Raw genomic sequence first — 16,771 nt, forward strand, 5'->3', positions numbered from 1 at the left:
CATAGATTTTATTATAAAAATCTATGGTATTTTATTTTTTTCTTAATAAATTTTGTTCTTCTAAAGCAATCATTAATAAGTTTATATAGTCGTCAACTGTTTTATCTACTGATTTAGGGTCGATTATATCAATACTTCCTTTCCAAATTAACTCTCTATCTTTTGTAGGGCAAATACAATATAGCGACGTTTCTGCATTATAAATTTTATATTTTTCATAATACTTAGGGTTTTCAATTATCTCTTGATGGTTGTAGTAGTCTTCTTTAAACTTAATATCTAAAGATTCTTTACTTATATAGTTTTTAGAGTATATAACTCTGTTTTCAACTCCTTTTACTTTACTTAATAGTACAGCATCAAAATAGTTTGTAGTCAAAATATTTTCAATAACTTTTAATTCTTCTTTTGACTTTTTTTCAATTCTAAATGAAGGATCAAATACATCTAGGCTTATAACAGCTTCTATTCCTCTTGATTCTAATTCTTTTTTTAATTGGTTTTCAAATTTTCTTCTAGTTTTAATGTTTGGAGTTAAACCTACAATTAATACTTTAGAAATTGATAGATTATCTATTTCTGGATTTTTCCATTGTTCTACAAGTTCTGTTGTATTACAACTATTAAGTGAGATTGCAATTAGTAGAAATAAGAAGAGGTTTATAAAATGTTTCATTTTTAGAATTTAAATTAGATATCACTTTGGTGAATGATAAATTTATAAGTATTAAGAAATAATTACTATGATATTTATCATGATATTGTTTAGACTCTCATTTTAACTAATAAAATTAAATGAAACGATTAAAAAAAATAAACTCTATTTACTAAGAAGAACAGTTGTTTTATAGTATTTCTGAATAAGAAATAAAAGAAAGAGTATTGTAAATTTATAGAATTAATTACAAGCATATATTATGAAAATAATTAGCATAAAAAAAGAACCCATTTATAACTTCTTTTAAAACATTATACTATTTAAAATATAAATCATTAATTTGTTTTAATGGAGTTACTTGTAAAGTAAATACTTAGTTCTAATTTTTTTAAAACTGTTTAATTCTTTTTTCCAAGAATCTCTGATTTTTTCTTCATTCAAACCATCTTCTATTTGCTTTTGCAGTAATTCAGTACCAGCAAGTTTTGTGAAAAATGGATTAAAGAATTTTTCTTTTTCACTAGTTTGTTTATAAGCTTTAAGCAGCCATTTTAATTGTAAACTAGATAAATATTCGGTTTCTTCTAGGTTTTCACCAAAGCATAATTTTTCTTTATGTTTTGGATACTTAGCACCTTCATTAGGTTGAGGTGTAAAACTAAAATTTAAATTTTTTAAATATGGAGACCCATAAATTTGAAATTGTTTATTAGTACCTCTACCTGCTGATACATTTGTACCTTCAAAAAAGCATAAACTAGGGTATAAGTTAATAGATTTTTGATTGGGTAAATTAGGTGATGGTTTTATAGGTAATTTATATTCAGTATTATGTGTGTAGTTTTCAAGAGGAATAACAGTTAAATCACATTTAATTCCATTTTTTAACCATTTCTCTCCATTAATCATTTTTCCGTACTCTCCAATAGTCATTCCATAAACAACAGGAACAGGATGCATTCCTACAAAGCTTTTATGTTTAGAACTTAAAACAGGTCCATCAATATAGTGAGCATTAGGATTGGGCCTGTCTAATATTATAACGGGAATATTTGCTTCAGTACACGCTTCCATTACGTAGTGTAATGTTGAAATATAGGTATAAAAACGAACACCAACATCTTGTATATCAAAAACAACATAATCAATGTTTTTTAATTGTTCTGAACTAGGCTTTTTATTTTTACCATATAAAGAAATTATAGGTAAATTAGTTTTAGTATCAATTCCGTCAACAATAACTTCACCAGCATCTGCTTTACCTCTAAAACCATGTTCAGGAGCAAAAACTTTTTTAACGGTAATAGTACTATAACTATGTAAATAATCAACCAAGTGTTGCGTTACGCTCTTTGATCCCATAACGTTTTTAGAAACTTCAGCACGCTGTAAAGTGGTAATTGTAGAAGTTTGGTTTGCAACAATAGCAATATTTTTGTTTTTTAAAATAGAAAGGTATAAATTAACTCTATCTGCTCCAATTTTTAAAGTTTCATCTTGTTTTTTTATTGGAGAATCTTTTTTCTGCTTTTGTTGGGCACAAGAAGTAAATTGTAAACAAAAAAATAAGAATAGGTAATTTATATAATGCTTCATTTAATGATATTTAAGAGTGAAATTAAAGCTTGTTTGTTATATTTTACAATATATTGTAGTTTCTTTTATTAATAATAAGACTTAGGCTTATTATTGAGTTTTTTTCAATTCTACTTAAGTTTCAAATATATGCGATTATTTCAATTTTTATTAATATAATAAAAGAAAGCTCTTCATTCAAGATAATTTTTATCAAAATCTTCAAAAATTATTAAGTACATTTGGTATACTTAAAAAAATCATAGCTTTTGAATTTCGAGTTGTTTATTGCTAAGCGTATTGTGGCTGGTAAAGAGTATAAAAATAGTATATCATCTCCAATTATAAAAATTGCAACTATAGCAATTACTTTAGGGATAGCTATTATGTTAATTGCAGTATCAATAGGCTCTGGATTTCAGAAAAAAATTAGAGATAAAATGTCTGGCTTTAAGGGGCATGTTCAAATAGTAAACTATGATAATAATACATCAGATGTTTCAATAGTTCCAATTGATAAAAACCAAGATTTTTACCCTAAGTTTAAAAATATAGCGGGTATTAAAAATGTACAAACTTTCGCTAATAAGTTTGGAGTTATAAGAACTGCTAAAGATTTTGAAGGAGTAATTTTAAAAGGCGTTACAAATGATTATGATTTTACCTTTTTTAATGAATATTTAAAGGAAGGGCGTTTACCTAATTTTTCACTTGATAGAAATAGAGAGATTTTAATATCAGAGTCAATAGCAAAAAGACTGGAATTAACATTAAAAGATACTGTTCAAATGGTATTTAGTGTAGAAAATAGTAAAAGACCTTTTAAAATACGTAAGCCTGTAATTGTAGGTATTTATAATACAGGTTTTGAGCAATTTGATAAAACAATGCTTATTGGAGATATACGAGAAGTACAGAGGCTTAATAAATGGAAAAATAATGAAATAGGAGGTTTTGAAGTATTAATAGATGATTTTGATACCTTGAAAGAAAAAGGAAATGAAATTTATACATCAATAGGCTCAACTCTTAATAGTTCAACAATAGTAGATAGTTATCCTTTAATATTTAATTGGTTGAATATATTAGATAATAATGTTTGGGTAATTATTGGTATAATGATTTTAGTAGCTGGTATAAATATGGTTACTGCTCTTTTAGTATTAATATTAGAACAAGTACAAATGGTTGGTATATTAAAAGCTCTTGGTAGTTCTAATTGGAGTATTAGAAAGATATTTTTATATAATGCATCTTATTTAATATTAAAGGGGTTATTATACGGAAATATTATAGGATTAGTATTTTTGAGTATCCAAAAATACTTGAAAATAATAACACTCAATCCCGAAAATTATTATGTATCTACTGTACCCGTATCTATAGATTTTTGGTCTATTTTATTTTTAAACTTAGGAACATTGATTTTATGTTTTTTAATGTTAATAATACCATCATACATTATAACAAAAATTCAACCTTCAAAATCTATTAAGTTTGCCTAATTTGAGAAGAACTTTTTGTTTCTTTGCAATACAAAACTGATAACTTATAATGAATTACGCTAATAATATACTAGAAACCATAGGTAATACTCCTTTGGTTAAGTTAAATTCTGTTACCAAAGAAATAGATGCTTTGGTATTGGCTAAAGTAGAAACATTTAACCCAGGAAATTCTGTTAAAGATAGAATGGCGTTAAAAATGATTGAAGATGCTGAAGCAGATGGACGCTTAAAACCTGGAGGAACAATTATTGAAGGTACTTCTGGTAATACAGGAATGGGATTGGCATTGGCTGCTATTGTAAAAGGTTACAAATGTATTTTTGTAATATCAGATAAGCAATCAAAAGAGAAAATGGATATTTTACGTGCAGTTGGTGCTGAGGTAGTTGTATGCCCTACCAATGTTGAACCAGATGACCCTAGATCATATTATTCAGTATCTAAACGTTTAGGTGAAGAAACTCCAAATTCTTGGTATGTAAACCAATATGATAACCCTTCAAATGCAACAGCTCACTATGAGCAAACTGCTCCTGAAATATGGGAACAAACAGAAGGTAAGATAACTCATTTTGTAGTTGGAGTTGGAACTGGAGGTACAATTTCAGGAACCGCAAAATACTTAAAAGAAAAAAATCCTAATATTAAAATATGGGGAATTGACACTTATGGTTCTGTATTTAAAAAATATCATGAAACTGGAATTTTTGATGAGAATGAAATTTACCCATATATAACAGAAGGAATTGGAGAAGATATTTTACCTAAGAATGTTGATTTTAGCTTAATTGATGGGTTTACTAAAGTTACAGATAAAGATGCTGCTGTATATACTCGTAAGATAGCTAAAGAAGAAGGTATTTTCGTTGGTAACTCAGCAGGTTCAGCAATTAAAGGTTTATTACAATTAAAAGATGAATTTAAACCAGATGATGTTGTAGTTGTATTATTTCATGATCATGGTAGCCGTTATGTAGGTAAAATGTTTAATGATGATTGGATGCGAAATAGAGGATTTTTAGAAGATGAAGTAACTACTGCTGAAGACTTGATTAAGTCTCATATAGATAAGCCTTTAGTAACAATTCAAACTGAAGAATTAGTTTCACATGCAATTGAAAGAATGCGTGCATTTAAAATATCACAAATTCCAGTAAAAGATGTTAATGGTTTTGTTGGTTCTGTTGATGAATCAGCTTTGTTACATAGTTATTTGGAAGATAAGAATATTGCAGATAAACCTATTAAAGAAGTAATGGGAGCTATGTATCCTGTAGTTGAAAAATCGGCTTCTATTGATGAGGTTTCTAAACTAATTACTAAAGAAAACCAAGCGGTATTAGTAGATTTAGAAAATGGAAAGCATCATATAGTTACAAAATATGATATAATTAGTGCTATTTAATTAATAATTGAAAATATCAAAACAACGAAAAGCCCGCTCATTAGAGCGGGCTTTTGTTAATCAACTAATTCAAATAATTTACACAATGAAAACAAAATCTATTGTTTTACAAATATTGTTTTCCAAATTCTGTGCCAAAATTATAAATATTAAACTTAAAATTATTTGAAATTTATATATTTTACAATTAATTAACTTTTAAGTGTTAAAATGTTAAGAAATCTCTAATTTAATATTAGGTTTTAGCTTGCATGCTTATGAGCTTTATATGAAGAACGAACTAAAGCACCACTTTCAACATACATAAAGCCCATTTCTAAACCTAATGTTTCATATTTTTTAAATTGATCTGGAGTTATAAATTGTTTTACGGGTAAATGTTTTTTAGTAGGTTGTAAATATTGACCAATAGTGATAATATCTAAACCAACTCCACGTAAATCTTTCATTGTTTGAATAACTTCATCTTCAGTTTCACCTAAACCGAGCATAATACCAGATTTAGTTCTCATACCGCTATCTTTTAAATATTTTAAAACACCTAAACTTCTATCATATTTAGCTTGAATACGAACTTCACGTGTTAAACGACGTACAGTTTCCATATTATGAGAAACAACTTCTGGATGTACTTCAATAATTCTATCTATTAATTTCTCATCACCTTGAAAATCCGGTATTAATGTTTCCAATGTAGTGTTAGGGTTTGCTCTTCTAATTGCGTCAACTGTTTCAGCCCAAATTATAGAACCACCATCTTTTAAGTCATCTCTATCAACAGAAGTTATAACAGCATGTTTAATACTCATTAACTTAATTGAACGAGCTACTTTTTCAGGTTCATCCCATTCTACAGTTTCAGGTCTACCTGTTTTTACACCACAAAAACCACAAGAGCGTGTACATACATTACCTAATATCATAAACGTAGCAGTACCTTCTCCCCAACATTCTCCCATATTAGGACAGCTACCACTTGTACAAATAGTATTCAGTTTATATTTGTCAACCAGTCCACGTAATTCCGTATATTTTTTACCTACAGGTAGTTTTACACGTAACCATTTTGGTTTTTTTGGTCTTTCAGGAAGTATAACCGATTCGTTTGCCATTCTTTTTTAAAATAATTTGAAGTACAAATTTACGAAGAAAAGATTTAGAAACTAAGTAAAAACCAAATACTAAATACAATAAGAAATACAATACCTGTAATACTTAGTATTTTTAACTCTTTACTAGGTCTATATTTTTCTGGAGTATGTTTTCCAGTAATTAGTATATAGTTTAAGATAGCATAAAAAGGAGCAGTTAAAAAAGAAAGAACGGTTGCTATTTTGATGAGAAAACCCATGTCAGCTAAAAAAAAGCGTAAAATAATATAAGTTCCAAGAGCTAGTATTAACATCCAAAACCAATAAGATAATTTATTTTTCTTTTTAAATAGGAGAGAGGAGGCTTTCGTCATAGCCCTTGGCGATGCATCTAAAGTTGTTAGTGTAGTGCTAAACATAGTTGTAAACGCTGCTACACCAATAAAGATATGTGCATAATCTCCTAAGTTTTTAGTATATAAATTAATTAACTGTGAAGCAAATACAGTTCCTTTACTAGAAAAAGTTTGACCCGATTTATACATTACCATAGCTCCTAGTATTACAAAACAAATGCCTAGAGAAAGTGTTCCTATATATCCTACATTAAAATCAAAAATAGCTTGTTTGGGTTTAATTTTTTGGTAAGTAGTTTTGTCTTTTTCAACCGACCAAAGAGAATGCCATATTGAAATATCTAGAGGAGCAGGCATCCATCCTAAAAATGCTATTAAAAAGGTAATTTGTGCAGTTCCTGAGGGAATAATTTGTGTAAAAGAAAAACCTTTATCTGTACTAAATATAGCAACAGTAACAGCTATTAAAGTACTAATGGTCAAGATAACAATGATATATTTCATTAAGTTATCTAAAACTTTATACCTGCCAATTAGTAAAATAGAAAAACTGATACAAGTTATTATAGCTGACCACTGAACTAAGTCATTTGTAAAACCAAATAGATGTGAAGCTAAACCAGCAGTTACAATTGTTACAGCAGCTTGAATGGTAAACATTGTAGCAAAATTTAAAATATAATAGCTGATTAAAACACCTTTTCCTAGCTTCCTGTAACCATCTAATAAAGTTTCTCCTGTTGCAGCAGCATACCTAGGACCATATTGAAAAAAAGGATATTTGAAAATATGCACTAACACTAATGCCCAAAGTAAGCCAAACCCGAATTCAGCTCCAGCTCTGGTAGATTGAACTAAATGTGAAACTCCAATTGCTGCACCAGCAAATAATAGACCTGGACCTAAAGAAGAAAATGTTTTTTTCATGATTTTCAGGGGGTTAAAATCACGATAAATGTAATTAAAAAATATTAAAACGTTATTTATGATTTTTTAATAATCTCTGCCAGTAATTTTTTAGCTCTAAGTAATTTAACTTTTACATTATTCATTGGCTCATCAATTTGTTCAGAAATCTCTTTATAACTTAGCTCTTGAAAATAACGTAAATTTATAACTTCTTGGTATTTAGGTTTTAACTGTTTGATATCTCTTAAAAGTTTTGCAAGGTTTTGCTTTGTAATAATTTTATCTTCTGGTGAAGGAGAATCATCAATTACATCAAAAGCTTCCGATTCTTTTTCAGTAGTTGTTTTTATTGAAATTGAAGCGTTTTTCTTTCTGATAAAATCAATAAAAACATTTTTAGAAATAGCTATTAACCACGTCTTAAACTGGTATTCTTCATTAAAAGAGGAGATTTTATCAAAAGCTTTTGAAAAAGTTTGAATAGTTATGTCTTCTGCATCATTGTCATTTTCAGTTTTTTTTAATTGAAAATAATAAACACTTCCCCAAAAACTATCTAATAAAAAATTAAATGAAATTTGACTTCCTTCTTTAGCATTTTTAATATGCTTTAAAATTATTTCTTTATCTATTTCCAAGGTATAGGTTTAGATATTCTATTAGTAAAAAATATAAAAATTAATGATATAACATAACAAACATCTAATATAGGTAAAAAATAAAGTAAGTTTTGTTCTTTTAACTTATTTATAGCTTTACCTATTATTATATATTGAATTAAGAAATAGCAAATTATAAAAGGTATTGTTACTAGACATTTTTGAATTAAAAAGTATATAAAAAGGGAATAAAAAATAACCTTAGTGATATTAAAAAAAGATAATAAAAAACGATTTCTTAATGAATAATGAGAAAAGAGTACTGTTTGTTTTCTTTGTTCTACAAAATAATCTTTTAGTGTAATAATACTTTGTTCTTCAACAAAACTAGTATAAGATGTTGAAATATTAGTATTTATTGAATTAGAAATATCTTTTAGAAGTAAATCACTTTCACCTAAATGAATTTTTATATGGTTTATAAAGCCATTAACTTTAAAAAAATCATTTTTAGTGTAAGCAAAATTATTTTGATATGCTTTGAAAGGACTTCCAAATTTAGCATATGAAAACATTTTTAATGTTGTGAAAAAATTAGCATAACGAAAAAACATATTGCTAAATGAATATTTTTTAAAGGCTAATTTTTTATGACCAATAACAATTGTTTTATTAGAATGTAAACATTTACTCATTTCATGAATCCAATCATTAGAAACGGTTTTTCCATTTATATCAAAAAAAAGTAAATGATTATTACTTGCAGCTTTTATAGCTAATGTAAGCGCATATTTTTTGTTTCCCCAAAAAGCTTCTTTGTTTTCAACATTAACAATTTTTATAGTATTGTTTTCTTGCTGAATTTTTTCCATAAAATCTAAACTATTATCAGAAGAAGCATGATTGATTAATACAATTTCAAAATCATCATAATTTTGATTAATTATAAAAGGTAAATTTTTTTTTAGTTCATCAGTATTATTCTTTGTATAAATAATAACTGAAACAGGTTTGTTGGTTGAAGTAGTTATTTTTTTTTGTTTGCTAAAAGCAAAAAAAGAAAAACATAAAAAATAAATAACCTGAACAACTGTAACCGCTACAAAAATGTAGAAAAGTACAGTAAATACCATGGAAAAAAGAGATGTTTAGTTATGTTCTGGCTCGCTACAAGTATCAAATTGATCTGGTGTTTTACCACAAAATCCACAAGCTTCACCACTTTCATTAAGCATCGGATTTTGACTTGCACAAGTACCAGCAAACTCTCCATCTTTTTTAGCCCATATTTTGATAGCAATTCCTGCAAAGGCAATTGCTAACAATCCGATTGTAACAAAAATTAACTTCATTCTAAAGAAATAATAGATTTAAAAATGCAAAGATACTAAAAGTACTAATCAAATTATCTTAAAACTTTTTTAAACTATTTTGTAAATTAAGGGTCATATAATAAAAGTAAAATTATGAAGTTAAAATCCCCCTTTATTTTTCTAACAGTATTAATAAGTTTTTTTGCTTGTAGTTCTGATCAAGTTATTGATTCTGGAGGACAAACAAATAATAATAATAATAGCCCTAACATCTTACTTATTATAGCTGATGATATGGGATTAGATGCTACACCAGGTTTTAATGTAGGAACAGTTAAGCCTAATATGCCAAACCTACAAAGCATGATTAATACCGGAATACGGTTTACAAACTTATGGTCATATCCAACCTGTACACCAACTAGGTCAAGTATCCTAACTGGTAAATATGGTTTTAGAACAGGAGTAATGAAAGTTGATGATGTATTACCCACCTCTGAAATTTCATTACAACAATATTTAAAAGATAAAAATAGTGGTCATAGTAATGCTGTTATTGGTAAGTGGCATTTATCTAAAGATGCCTCTCATCCAACTCAAATGGGTATAGATTATTATGCTGGTCTTTTAAATGGAGGAGTTCAATCATATACTAATTGGAATTTTACCAGTAATCAAAACACAAATGCTTCTACAGAGTATACAACAACTAAGTTTACTGATTTAGCAATTGATTGGGTAAAACAACAAAATCAGCCTTGGTTTTTATGGTTGGCCTATAATGCACCACATACTCCTTTTCATTTACCGCCAAATAATTTGCATTCTCAAGGAAATTTACCTTCTGATCAGGGAAGTATAGATGCTAATCCATTACCATATTATATGGCTATGATTGAAGCAATGGATAGCGAAATAGGAAGGTTATTGAATTCTATGACTCAAGACGAAAAAGATAATACAGTAATTATTTTTATAGGTGATAATGGTACTCCAGGAGCAGCAGCACAAGATTATAGAACACAAAGAGTAAAGGGAACTTTATATCAAGGAGGAGTGAATGTTCCAATGATTGTTTCTGGTAAAAATATAGGAAGATTTAATGAAGTAGATGAAAATTTATTAAACACTACTGATTTATTCGCTACTATAGCTGATATAGCAAATACTGGAACTAATGAATTAAATGATAGTAAAAGTTTTAAAGAGTTATTATCAAGTTCTTCAACTACTAATTTTAGAGGATTTACATATACTGAACATGGTAAAACTTCTGGGAATGATGAATATACTGTCAGGAATCTGACGCATAAATATATAAAGTTTACTAATGGTGATGAGGCTTTTTATAAGTTAAGTAATGATTTTTTTGAGAGAACAAATTTGTTAGATAGTAGTTTAAGTACAAATGATCAGAAAGAGTTAGATGAATTAAAAGAATTTTTAAATAATTTAAAATAATAAAATATGAAGAATTATAAAATAATGATGTTGCTTTTTGCTTTTTTAAGCTTTGGTTGTAGTTCAGACGAAGATAATTTAGATTCAGGAAATGACCAATCAACAAGTGATACAGTATATGATATTAGAAGTATAGTTAGTAAATTTGATAATATTGATGGTGTTACCTATAGTATAAATGGAGATTTTTTAGAAATTACAACGAATGGTTTACCAGATCATAAGAGCCCGTATTGGGAGCAAGGAAACGTTATGTATGAAGCATATAATGGTACCAATCCTAATTGGAATAAAAACCCAAATACTATTCAAGCTCAAAATATAACATTTAAAATTCCTTTGTATCCAAAAGAAGCAACTATAAAAGAAGCAACATCATTAGGACCAATAGGTATATCTTTAAATGGAGTAGCATTTTTTAATCAATATGCAGGTCCTAATAATCAGCCTTTAACCAATGAAATTAATTCATTTGATCAATATTTAGGACACCCTCAAAATAGTGGACAGTATCACTATCATATAGAGCCGGTATACCTAACAAATAAGTTAGGGAAATCTAGTTTTTTAGGCTTGTTAGCTGACGGTTTTCCAGTTTATGGGCCAGAAGAAAATGGTGGTACAATTACGAATTCAGATTTAGATGATTATCATGGACATGTTTCTGTAACCCCTGATTTTCCTAATGGAATTTATCATTATCATATAACTTCTGATGATCCTTATTTAAATGGTAGTGGTTATTATGGTACACCAGGAAATGTTTCTCAATAAATTAAAGTTTAATGAAAAAAAATATTTTCATATTTCTAGTGTTTATAGGTTTTATTTCTTGTAAAAATGTAAAGGTTAATAATGAAGTTATTTCATTTCAAAAAGAACTTTTTTCTATGAAGAATGGAGTGTTAAATTATAAAAACACTCCATTTACAGGAACTATGTTTTTTTACGATAAAATAAATAAAACAAACAATTTTACAACTTATGAAAATGGGAAAAAGCATGGAATTGAAATAAAAAAATATGAAAATAATGTATTAGCTGAACAACGTTTTTATACAAAAGGAAACAAATCAGGTATTCATAAATCATGGTGGAGTGAAAGTCAGTTAAAATTTGAATATCATTTTAATGATGTTGGAGAGTATAATGGAGAGGTAAACGAATGGTTTAAAAATGGTCAACAACTTAAGGCATTTAATTATAAAAATGGGAAAGAAGAAGGTTCACAAAAAATGTGGGAATTAAATGGAAAAATAAGAGCAAATTTTGTTACTAAAAATGGTGATAGGTTTGGTTTAATAGGATTGAAGAAATGTTACACTGTAAATACAACAAATGAAAATTTCAAATAAAAGAGTAAGACTAGAAAATTTAATAGGTGTGTTATTATTTATTGTTTTTATTTTAATGGTAATTTCTTGTAAAAAAGAAAAGAAAGTAAATAAAGAAATAACATTACCTTTTTTTAACTCATCATTATTTACACCTGAATGGATTTCTAAAGAGAGCGAGAGGTATAAAAGTATTCATAGCATTCCAAATTTTAATTTGATTAATCAAGATGGTAAAGATGTAACAAAACAAACCTATGAAGGCAAAATATATGTAGCAGACTTTTTTTTTGTTAGTTGCCCAGGAATATGCCCTGTTCTTGAAAAAAACATGAGCATTTTACAAGAAGAATTTAAAAATGACAAAGATGTTTTATTGTTATCACATACTGTAATGCCTTCAAAAGACTCTGTTAGTGTTTTGAAAAAATATGCTGAAGATAATAATGTTATATCTGGTAAATGGAATTTAGTTACAGGAAATAAAGATCAAATATATAATTTAGCAAGAAAAGCATATTTTGCTGATGAAGATTTTATTAAAACAAAAGATGAAAATGCATTTGTACATACAGAAAACTTTGTTTTAATAGACAAAAAAGGTAGAATAAGAGGAGTTTACAATGGAACGTTGGGGTTAGATACTAAAAGATTAATAAGACATATTAAAATGCTAAAAAAAGAAAGTTAATTTATATATTAGTGACCGATTAAAAAAAACTGTGTCATATAAATAGTTTAACCCCTTAAAAATAGCATAATGAATATCTTAATTAAAAATATTAAAACTTTTTTCAACTCTTTTTTTACAAATAGAAATTTACAACCTATCAAAATTAAGGTTGAAAATAATAGAAAAGGTATTAAGTATTAGATTATATTTACTTCAATTTCTAAATTAATAGAAAATTTACTTTTTATAGTATTTTGAATACTTTGAGCCAGCTGGTATATGTTTTTACCAGTTGCGTTTCCATAGTTAACTAGAACTAAAGCTTGTTTTTCGTGTACGCCATAATCACCCAAGCGTTTACCTTTAAATCCACTTTGTTCTATTAACCAGCCTGCAGGTATTTTTATACTGCTTTCTGATATAATATAATGAGGAATTTCAGGAAACTTACTTTTAAGTTTTTCAAAATGACATAAAGAAATAACTGGATTTTTGAAAAAACTACCACTGTTTCCAATTTTTTTTGGATCTGGTAATTTTGATTGTCGAATTGAAATTATAGCATCAGAAATATTTTTAATATTAGGTTTAGTAATATTTTTTGAAGCTAATTCTTGTTCAATAGCTCCATAAGAAGTATTTAGAGCATGATTTTTTTTGGTAAGTTCAAAACTAACAGAAGTTATTATATATTTTCCTTTAGCCTGATTTTTAAAAATCGAATTTCTATATCCAAATTCACACTCTTCATTTGAAAAGATAACTAATTTTCCAGTTTCAATTTCAAGAGCTTCAACTTTGGTAATAGTGTCTTTAACCTCTACACCATAGGCTCCAATATTTTGAATAGGACAAGTACCTACATTACCCGGAATCAAAGATAAATTTTCAAGACCACCATAATTTAAAGAAATACACCAAAGAACAAAATCATGCCAATTTTCACCAGTATTAACAGTTAAATATACTGAGTTATCATTTTCACGATCAATAGAAATTCCTTTTAAATTTAAATGAATTACTAATTCTTCAATATCTTTAGTGAGTAGCATGTTACTACCTCCACTAATAATAAAAACATTTTGTTCTTCTTTTAAAATATTTTTTAATTCATATAATGAATTAACAGAAACAAAACGTTTGGCATTTACATTTATGCCAAACGTATTGTACTTTTTTAATGATATATTTTCTTGAATATTCAATTAACTATTATATTTTTCTAAAGCTACTTTTAATATTTCTACACATCGCTTTAAATCTGATTTATTTAAAACATATGCAATACGTACTTGATTTTTACCTTCATCTTCAGTAGAATAAAATCCACCAGCAGGAGCTACCATAACCGTTTCATTGTTATGATTAAACTTCTCTAAAATCCATTGAGCAAAATCTTCTGAATTTTCTACAGGTAATTCCGCAATACAATAAAAAGCTCCTTTAGGGTTTGCTACTTTAACACCTTGAATTTTTTGTAATTCAGTTATTAATGTATTTCTTCTATCTTGATATTCTTCAATAACTTCATCGAAATAACTTTGTGGAGTGTCTAAAGCTGCTTCACTAGCTAGTAAAGCATATGTTGGCGGACTTAATCTTGCTTGTGCAAACTTAATAGCAGTGCTAATAAATTCTTCATTTTTAGAAACAATACATCCAATTCTAGCTCCACACATGCTATAGCGTTTAGAAACTGAGTCAATCATGATTGAATGTTGCTCTAAACCTTCTAAAGACATTACAGAATTATGTTTTTCACCATCATAAGTAAATTCACGATACACTTCATCGGCAATTAAAAATAAATCGTGTTTTAATACAATTTGTTTTAATTTTTCAATTTCAGCCTCACTATATAAATAACCTGTTGGGTTTCCAGGATTACAAATTAAAATAGCTTTAGTTTTTGAAGTAATTAATTTTTCAAAATCTTCAATAGCTGGTAAGGCAAAATTATCTTCAATTTTTGAAATTACTGGTACTACATTTACACCAGAAGCTGTTGAAAAACCATTATAGTTTGCGTAAAAAGGTTCAGGTATAATAATTTCATCACCTGGATCAGTAATACTACCAATAGTAAATAATAAAGCTTCAGAACCTCCTGTTGTTGCTATAATATTATTAGCAGATACATGAATATCATTATTTATATAATAATTCGCTAATTTTTCTCTGTACTGTTCAGAGCCTTCAGATCTAGCATATGATAACACTTCTATAGTATTATTTTTTACTGCATCTAAGGCAACTTGAGGTGTTTTTATATCAGGTTGACCGATATTTAAATGAAATACTTTTGTTCCATTTTTTTTAGCTGCCTCAGCAAAAGGAACCAGTTTTCTGATTGGTGATTGAGGCATTGAACCTCCCTTAATAGAAATAGATGGCATTTTTAATTTAATTAGTTGTTTACTGGGCAAATTTGCAAAATTATTTTGACAATATATGCTTGTTTACCACGAAAAAATAAGGTTAAAAAAATCCCAAAAATTATTTATTGTAAAAATATGATTGTATATTTAGTTATCCCTAAATATATGCTTTTGAAGAAATTTCTACTATGTCTACTAATTTTATGTACTATAAATATTCAATCACAATCAAAATTCCAGTTTCTTAAAGGAAGTAAAAAACAGGTTGTTAAGTTTGAATTGTTTAATAACTTAATTGTTTTTCCATTAGAAGTTAATGGTGTTAAGCTTTCTTTTATACTTGATACAGGTGTAAATAAAACGATACTTTTTAATTTAAATAAAACAGATAGCTTAACCTTAAATAATACAAAAAAAGTATTTATTAGAGGGCTTGGAGTAGGAGACCCTGTTGAAGCTATTTTATCAAGAAATAATAACTTTAGAGTTAATAATATCTTAGGAACAAGCCAGGATATTTATGTTGTTGTTGATGATACTTTTAAGTTATCTTCAAAAATGGGAGTAACAATTCATGGGGTTATAGGATACGATTTATTAAAAGATGTTATAGTTAAAATAAATTATTCATCTAAAAAATTATATTTCTATAAACCTGAAAAGTATAAAGAACCTAAGTGTCGTTCTTGTGAAAAATTAGATTTAGAGTTTTATAGGAATAAACCTTATATAAATGTTAGTATAAAAATAGATAGTGCAGGAAATAATATACCTGTAAAAATGCTTATAGATTCTGGAGGAAGTGATGCTTTATGGTTATTTGAAGGCTCAAAAGAAGAAATAAAGGTTCCTGAAAAATTTTTTGTTGATATTCTTGGAGAAGGTTTAAGTGGAACTATTTATGGAAAGAGAAGCAGGGTACCTAAACTTGAAATAGGAAAATATGTTATTGAGGAACCTACTGTTTCATTTTTAGATTCTGTTGCATCGACTAATGCTAGAAATTTTAAAAAAAGAGATGGAAGTATTGGAGGAAATATATTAAAAAGATTTAAAGTTTGGATTGATTACCCTAATAAAAAAATAATATTAAAAAAGAGCAGCTCACTAAAGAAAGGTTTTTATTATAATATGAGTGGATTACAAATTATTTATAACGGTGAAGAGTTGGTTAAAGTTAAACAGAAAGAAAGATTGAATACTCCTCAAAGTATAGAAAAAAAAGGGTTTGAAAATAAAGTTATTTCGCTAGTAACTAGTTATAGATATAGATTTAAGTCTTCGTATAAAATAGATAAAGTTGTAAAAGGGTCTCCTGCTGAAAAAGTAGGTTTGATTGAAGGAGATGTCATAAAGAGACTTAATGGTAAAGCAGCTTATGAATATTCTTTTAATGATATAGCAAATTTGTTTCGCACAAAGCCAAATAGAAAAATTAAAATTACAGTAAAAAGAGGTGTGTTTGAATTGAAATATGAATTTAGATTAGAACAAAAAATATAGTTAAGTTT

The 16,771-nt window shown here is 27.4% G+C and carries 16 protein-coding genes; 7 read left to right on the plus strand and 9 right to left on the minus strand.

Going from position 1 to position 16,771, the window contains the following annotated elements:
• Window positions 1-31: 31 nt before the first annotated feature.
• Both ACKTTQ_RS09675 and ACKTTQ_RS09680 read right to left on the minus strand, forming a co-directional pair.
• The gene (locus ACKTTQ_RS09675; protein ID WP_408049079.1) at window positions 32-676 is read right to left on the minus strand and encodes a hypothetical protein; all 645 of its coding nucleotides are present in this window, start codon (window positions 674-676) and stop codon (window positions 32-34) included.
• A 336-nt stretch (window positions 677-1,012) separates the two neighbouring features.
• A complete protein-coding gene (locus ACKTTQ_RS09680) occupies window positions 1,013-2,254 on the minus strand; it encodes an exo-beta-N-acetylmuramidase NamZ family protein (protein ID WP_408049080.1) in 1,242 nt (413 codons plus the stop codon).
• A gap of 248 nt (window positions 2,255-2,502) precedes the next feature.
• On the opposite strand from ACKTTQ_RS09680, the gene ACKTTQ_RS09685 reads away from it, so the two are divergent.
• Complete coding sequence (locus ACKTTQ_RS09685) at window positions 2,503-3,738, plus strand: ABC transporter permease (RefSeq protein ID WP_093871327.1); 1,236 nt, start codon at window positions 2,503-2,505, stop codon at window positions 3,736-3,738.
• Between the two features lie 49 nt (window positions 3,739-3,787).
• A complete protein-coding gene (locus ACKTTQ_RS09690) occupies window positions 3,788-5,146 on the plus strand; it encodes a pyridoxal-phosphate dependent enzyme (RefSeq protein ID WP_093871326.1) in 1,359 nt (452 codons plus the stop codon).
• A 242-nt stretch (window positions 5,147-5,388) separates the two neighbouring features.
• Here ACKTTQ_RS09690 and lipA read toward each other — a convergent pair whose 3' ends face one another.
• The 5 genes from lipA to ACKTTQ_RS09715 are packed head-to-tail and all read right to left on the minus strand — an operon-like array spanning window position 5,389 to window position 9,453.
• The gene (gene lipA, locus ACKTTQ_RS09695) at window positions 5,389-6,258 is read right to left on the minus strand and encodes a lipoyl synthase (RefSeq protein ID WP_093871325.1); all 870 of its coding nucleotides are present in this window, start codon (window positions 6,256-6,258) and stop codon (window positions 5,389-5,391) included.
• Between the two features lie 44 nt (window positions 6,259-6,302).
• A complete protein-coding gene (locus ACKTTQ_RS09700; protein ID WP_093871324.1) occupies window positions 6,303-7,520 on the minus strand; it encodes an Nramp family divalent metal transporter in 1,218 nt (405 codons plus the stop codon).
• Between the two features lie 56 nt (window positions 7,521-7,576).
• Entirely contained in the window at window positions 7,577-8,140 is a 564-nt protein-coding gene (locus ACKTTQ_RS09705) for an RNA polymerase sigma factor (protein WP_408049081.1), read from the minus strand.
• Window positions 8,131-9,234 (minus strand): glycosyltransferase, encoded by a 1,104-nt coding sequence (locus tag ACKTTQ_RS09710; RefSeq protein WP_408049082.1) that lies wholly within the window; start codon window positions 9,232-9,234, stop codon window positions 8,131-8,133. Before ACKTTQ_RS09710 ends, ACKTTQ_RS09705 begins: the two co-directional genes overlap by 10 nt.
• Window positions 9,235-9,249: 15 nt before the next feature.
• Window positions 9,250-9,453: a membrane or secreted protein gene (locus ACKTTQ_RS09715; protein WP_093871321.1), complete on the minus strand. Its 204-nt coding sequence runs from the start codon at window positions 9,451-9,453 to the stop codon at window positions 9,250-9,252.
• 114 nt (window positions 9,454-9,567) lie between these two features.
• Here ACKTTQ_RS09715 and ACKTTQ_RS09720 point away from each other — a divergent pair, with 114 nt between their 5' ends.
• The 4 genes from ACKTTQ_RS09720 to ACKTTQ_RS09735 are packed head-to-tail and all read left to right on the plus strand — an operon-like array spanning window position 9,568 to window position 12,900.
• On the plus strand, window positions 9,568-10,875 hold the full coding sequence (locus ACKTTQ_RS09720) for a sulfatase-like hydrolase/transferase (RefSeq protein WP_408049083.1): 1,308 nt from the start codon (window positions 9,568-9,570) through the stop codon (window positions 10,873-10,875).
• A 6-nt stretch (window positions 10,876-10,881) separates the two neighbouring features.
• Window positions 10,882-11,649, plus strand: coding sequence for a YHYH protein (locus ACKTTQ_RS09725; protein WP_299134172.1), 768 nt, complete (start codon window positions 10,882-10,884; stop codon window positions 11,647-11,649).
• An 11-nt stretch (window positions 11,650-11,660) separates the two neighbouring features.
• Window positions 11,661-12,230: a toxin-antitoxin system YwqK family antitoxin gene (locus ACKTTQ_RS09730; RefSeq protein ID WP_113787240.1), complete on the plus strand. Its 570-nt coding sequence runs from the start codon at window positions 11,661-11,663 to the stop codon at window positions 12,228-12,230.
• Window positions 12,214-12,900, plus strand: a complete 687-nt coding sequence (locus tag ACKTTQ_RS09735) for an SCO family protein (protein ID WP_176974415.1) — start codon at window positions 12,214-12,216, stop codon at window positions 12,898-12,900. Before ACKTTQ_RS09730 ends, ACKTTQ_RS09735 begins: the two co-directional genes overlap by 17 nt.
• A gap of 179 nt (window positions 12,901-13,079) precedes the next feature.
• Here the strand turns inward: ACKTTQ_RS09735 and murB are convergent, their stop codons facing one another.
• Both murB and ACKTTQ_RS09745 read right to left on the minus strand, forming a co-directional pair.
• Window positions 13,080-14,087: a UDP-N-acetylmuramate dehydrogenase gene (gene murB / locus ACKTTQ_RS09740; protein ID WP_408049084.1), complete on the minus strand. Its 1,008-nt coding sequence runs from the start codon at window positions 14,085-14,087 to the stop codon at window positions 13,080-13,082.
• Window positions 14,088-15,278 carry a pyridoxal phosphate-dependent aminotransferase gene (locus tag ACKTTQ_RS09745; RefSeq protein WP_299134162.1) on the minus strand — a complete coding sequence of 397 codons (1,191 nt, stop codon included), beginning with the start codon at window positions 15,276-15,278 and terminating at the stop codon, window positions 14,088-14,090. It abuts the gene before it with no gap.
• A gap of 147 nt (window positions 15,279-15,425) precedes the next feature.
• On the opposite strand from ACKTTQ_RS09745, the gene ACKTTQ_RS09750 reads away from it, so the two are divergent.
• Window positions 15,426-16,763 (plus strand): retropepsin-like aspartic protease, encoded by a 1,338-nt coding sequence (locus tag ACKTTQ_RS09750; RefSeq protein WP_408049295.1) that lies wholly within the window; start codon window positions 15,426-15,428, stop codon window positions 16,761-16,763.
• Window positions 16,764-16,771 lie beyond the last annotated feature (8 nt).

Source organism: Tenacibaculum halocynthiae, from assembly GCF_964512825.1.
Classification (GTDB): Bacteria; Bacteroidota; Bacteroidia; order Flavobacteriales; family Flavobacteriaceae; genus Polaribacter; species Polaribacter halocynthiae.

Bases quoted from the DNA above. Each gene is read 5' to 3' on its own strand.
- ACKTTQ_RS09690 (WP_093871326.1), top strand. From the start codon at position 3,788: ATGAATTACGCTAATAATATACTAGAAACCATAGGTAATACTCCTTTG.
- ACKTTQ_RS09675 (WP_408049079.1), bottom strand. From the start codon at position 676: ATGAAACATTTTATAAACCTCTTCTTATTTCTACTAATTGCAATCTCA.
- ACKTTQ_RS09745 (WP_299134162.1), bottom strand. From the start codon at position 15,278: ATGCCATCTATTTCTATTAAGGGAGGTTCAATGCCTCAATCACCAATC.
- ACKTTQ_RS09720 (WP_408049083.1), top strand. From the start codon at position 9,568: ATGAAGTTAAAATCCCCCTTTATTTTTCTAACAGTATTAATAAGTTTT.
- ACKTTQ_RS09725 (WP_299134172.1), top strand. From the start codon at position 10,882: ATGAAGAATTATAAAATAATGATGTTGCTTTTTGCTTTTTTAAGCTTT.
- ACKTTQ_RS09730 (WP_113787240.1), top strand. From the start codon at position 11,661: ATGAAAAAAAATATTTTCATATTTCTAGTGTTTATAGGTTTTATTTCT.
- ACKTTQ_RS09735 (WP_176974415.1), top strand. From the start codon at position 12,214: ATGAAAATTTCAAATAAAAGAGTAAGACTAGAAAATTTAATAGGTGTG.
- ACKTTQ_RS09700 (WP_093871324.1), bottom strand. From the start codon at position 7,520: ATGAAAAAAACATTTTCTTCTTTAGGTCCAGGTCTATTATTTGCTGGT.
- ACKTTQ_RS09680 (WP_408049080.1), bottom strand. From the start codon at position 2,254: ATGAAGCATTATATAAATTACCTATTCTTATTTTTTTGTTTACAATTT.
- lipA (WP_093871325.1), bottom strand. From the start codon at position 6,258: ATGGCAAACGAATCGGTTATACTTCCTGAAAGACCAAAAAAACCAAAA.
- ACKTTQ_RS09750 (WP_408049295.1), top strand. From the start codon at position 15,426: ATGCTTTTGAAGAAATTTCTACTATGTCTACTAATTTTATGTACTATA.
- ACKTTQ_RS09710 (WP_408049082.1), bottom strand. From the start codon at position 9,234: ATGGTATTTACTGTACTTTTCTACATTTTTGTAGCGGTTACAGTTGTT.
- ACKTTQ_RS09715 (WP_093871321.1), bottom strand. From the start codon at position 9,453: ATGAAGTTAATTTTTGTTACAATCGGATTGTTAGCAATTGCCTTTGCA.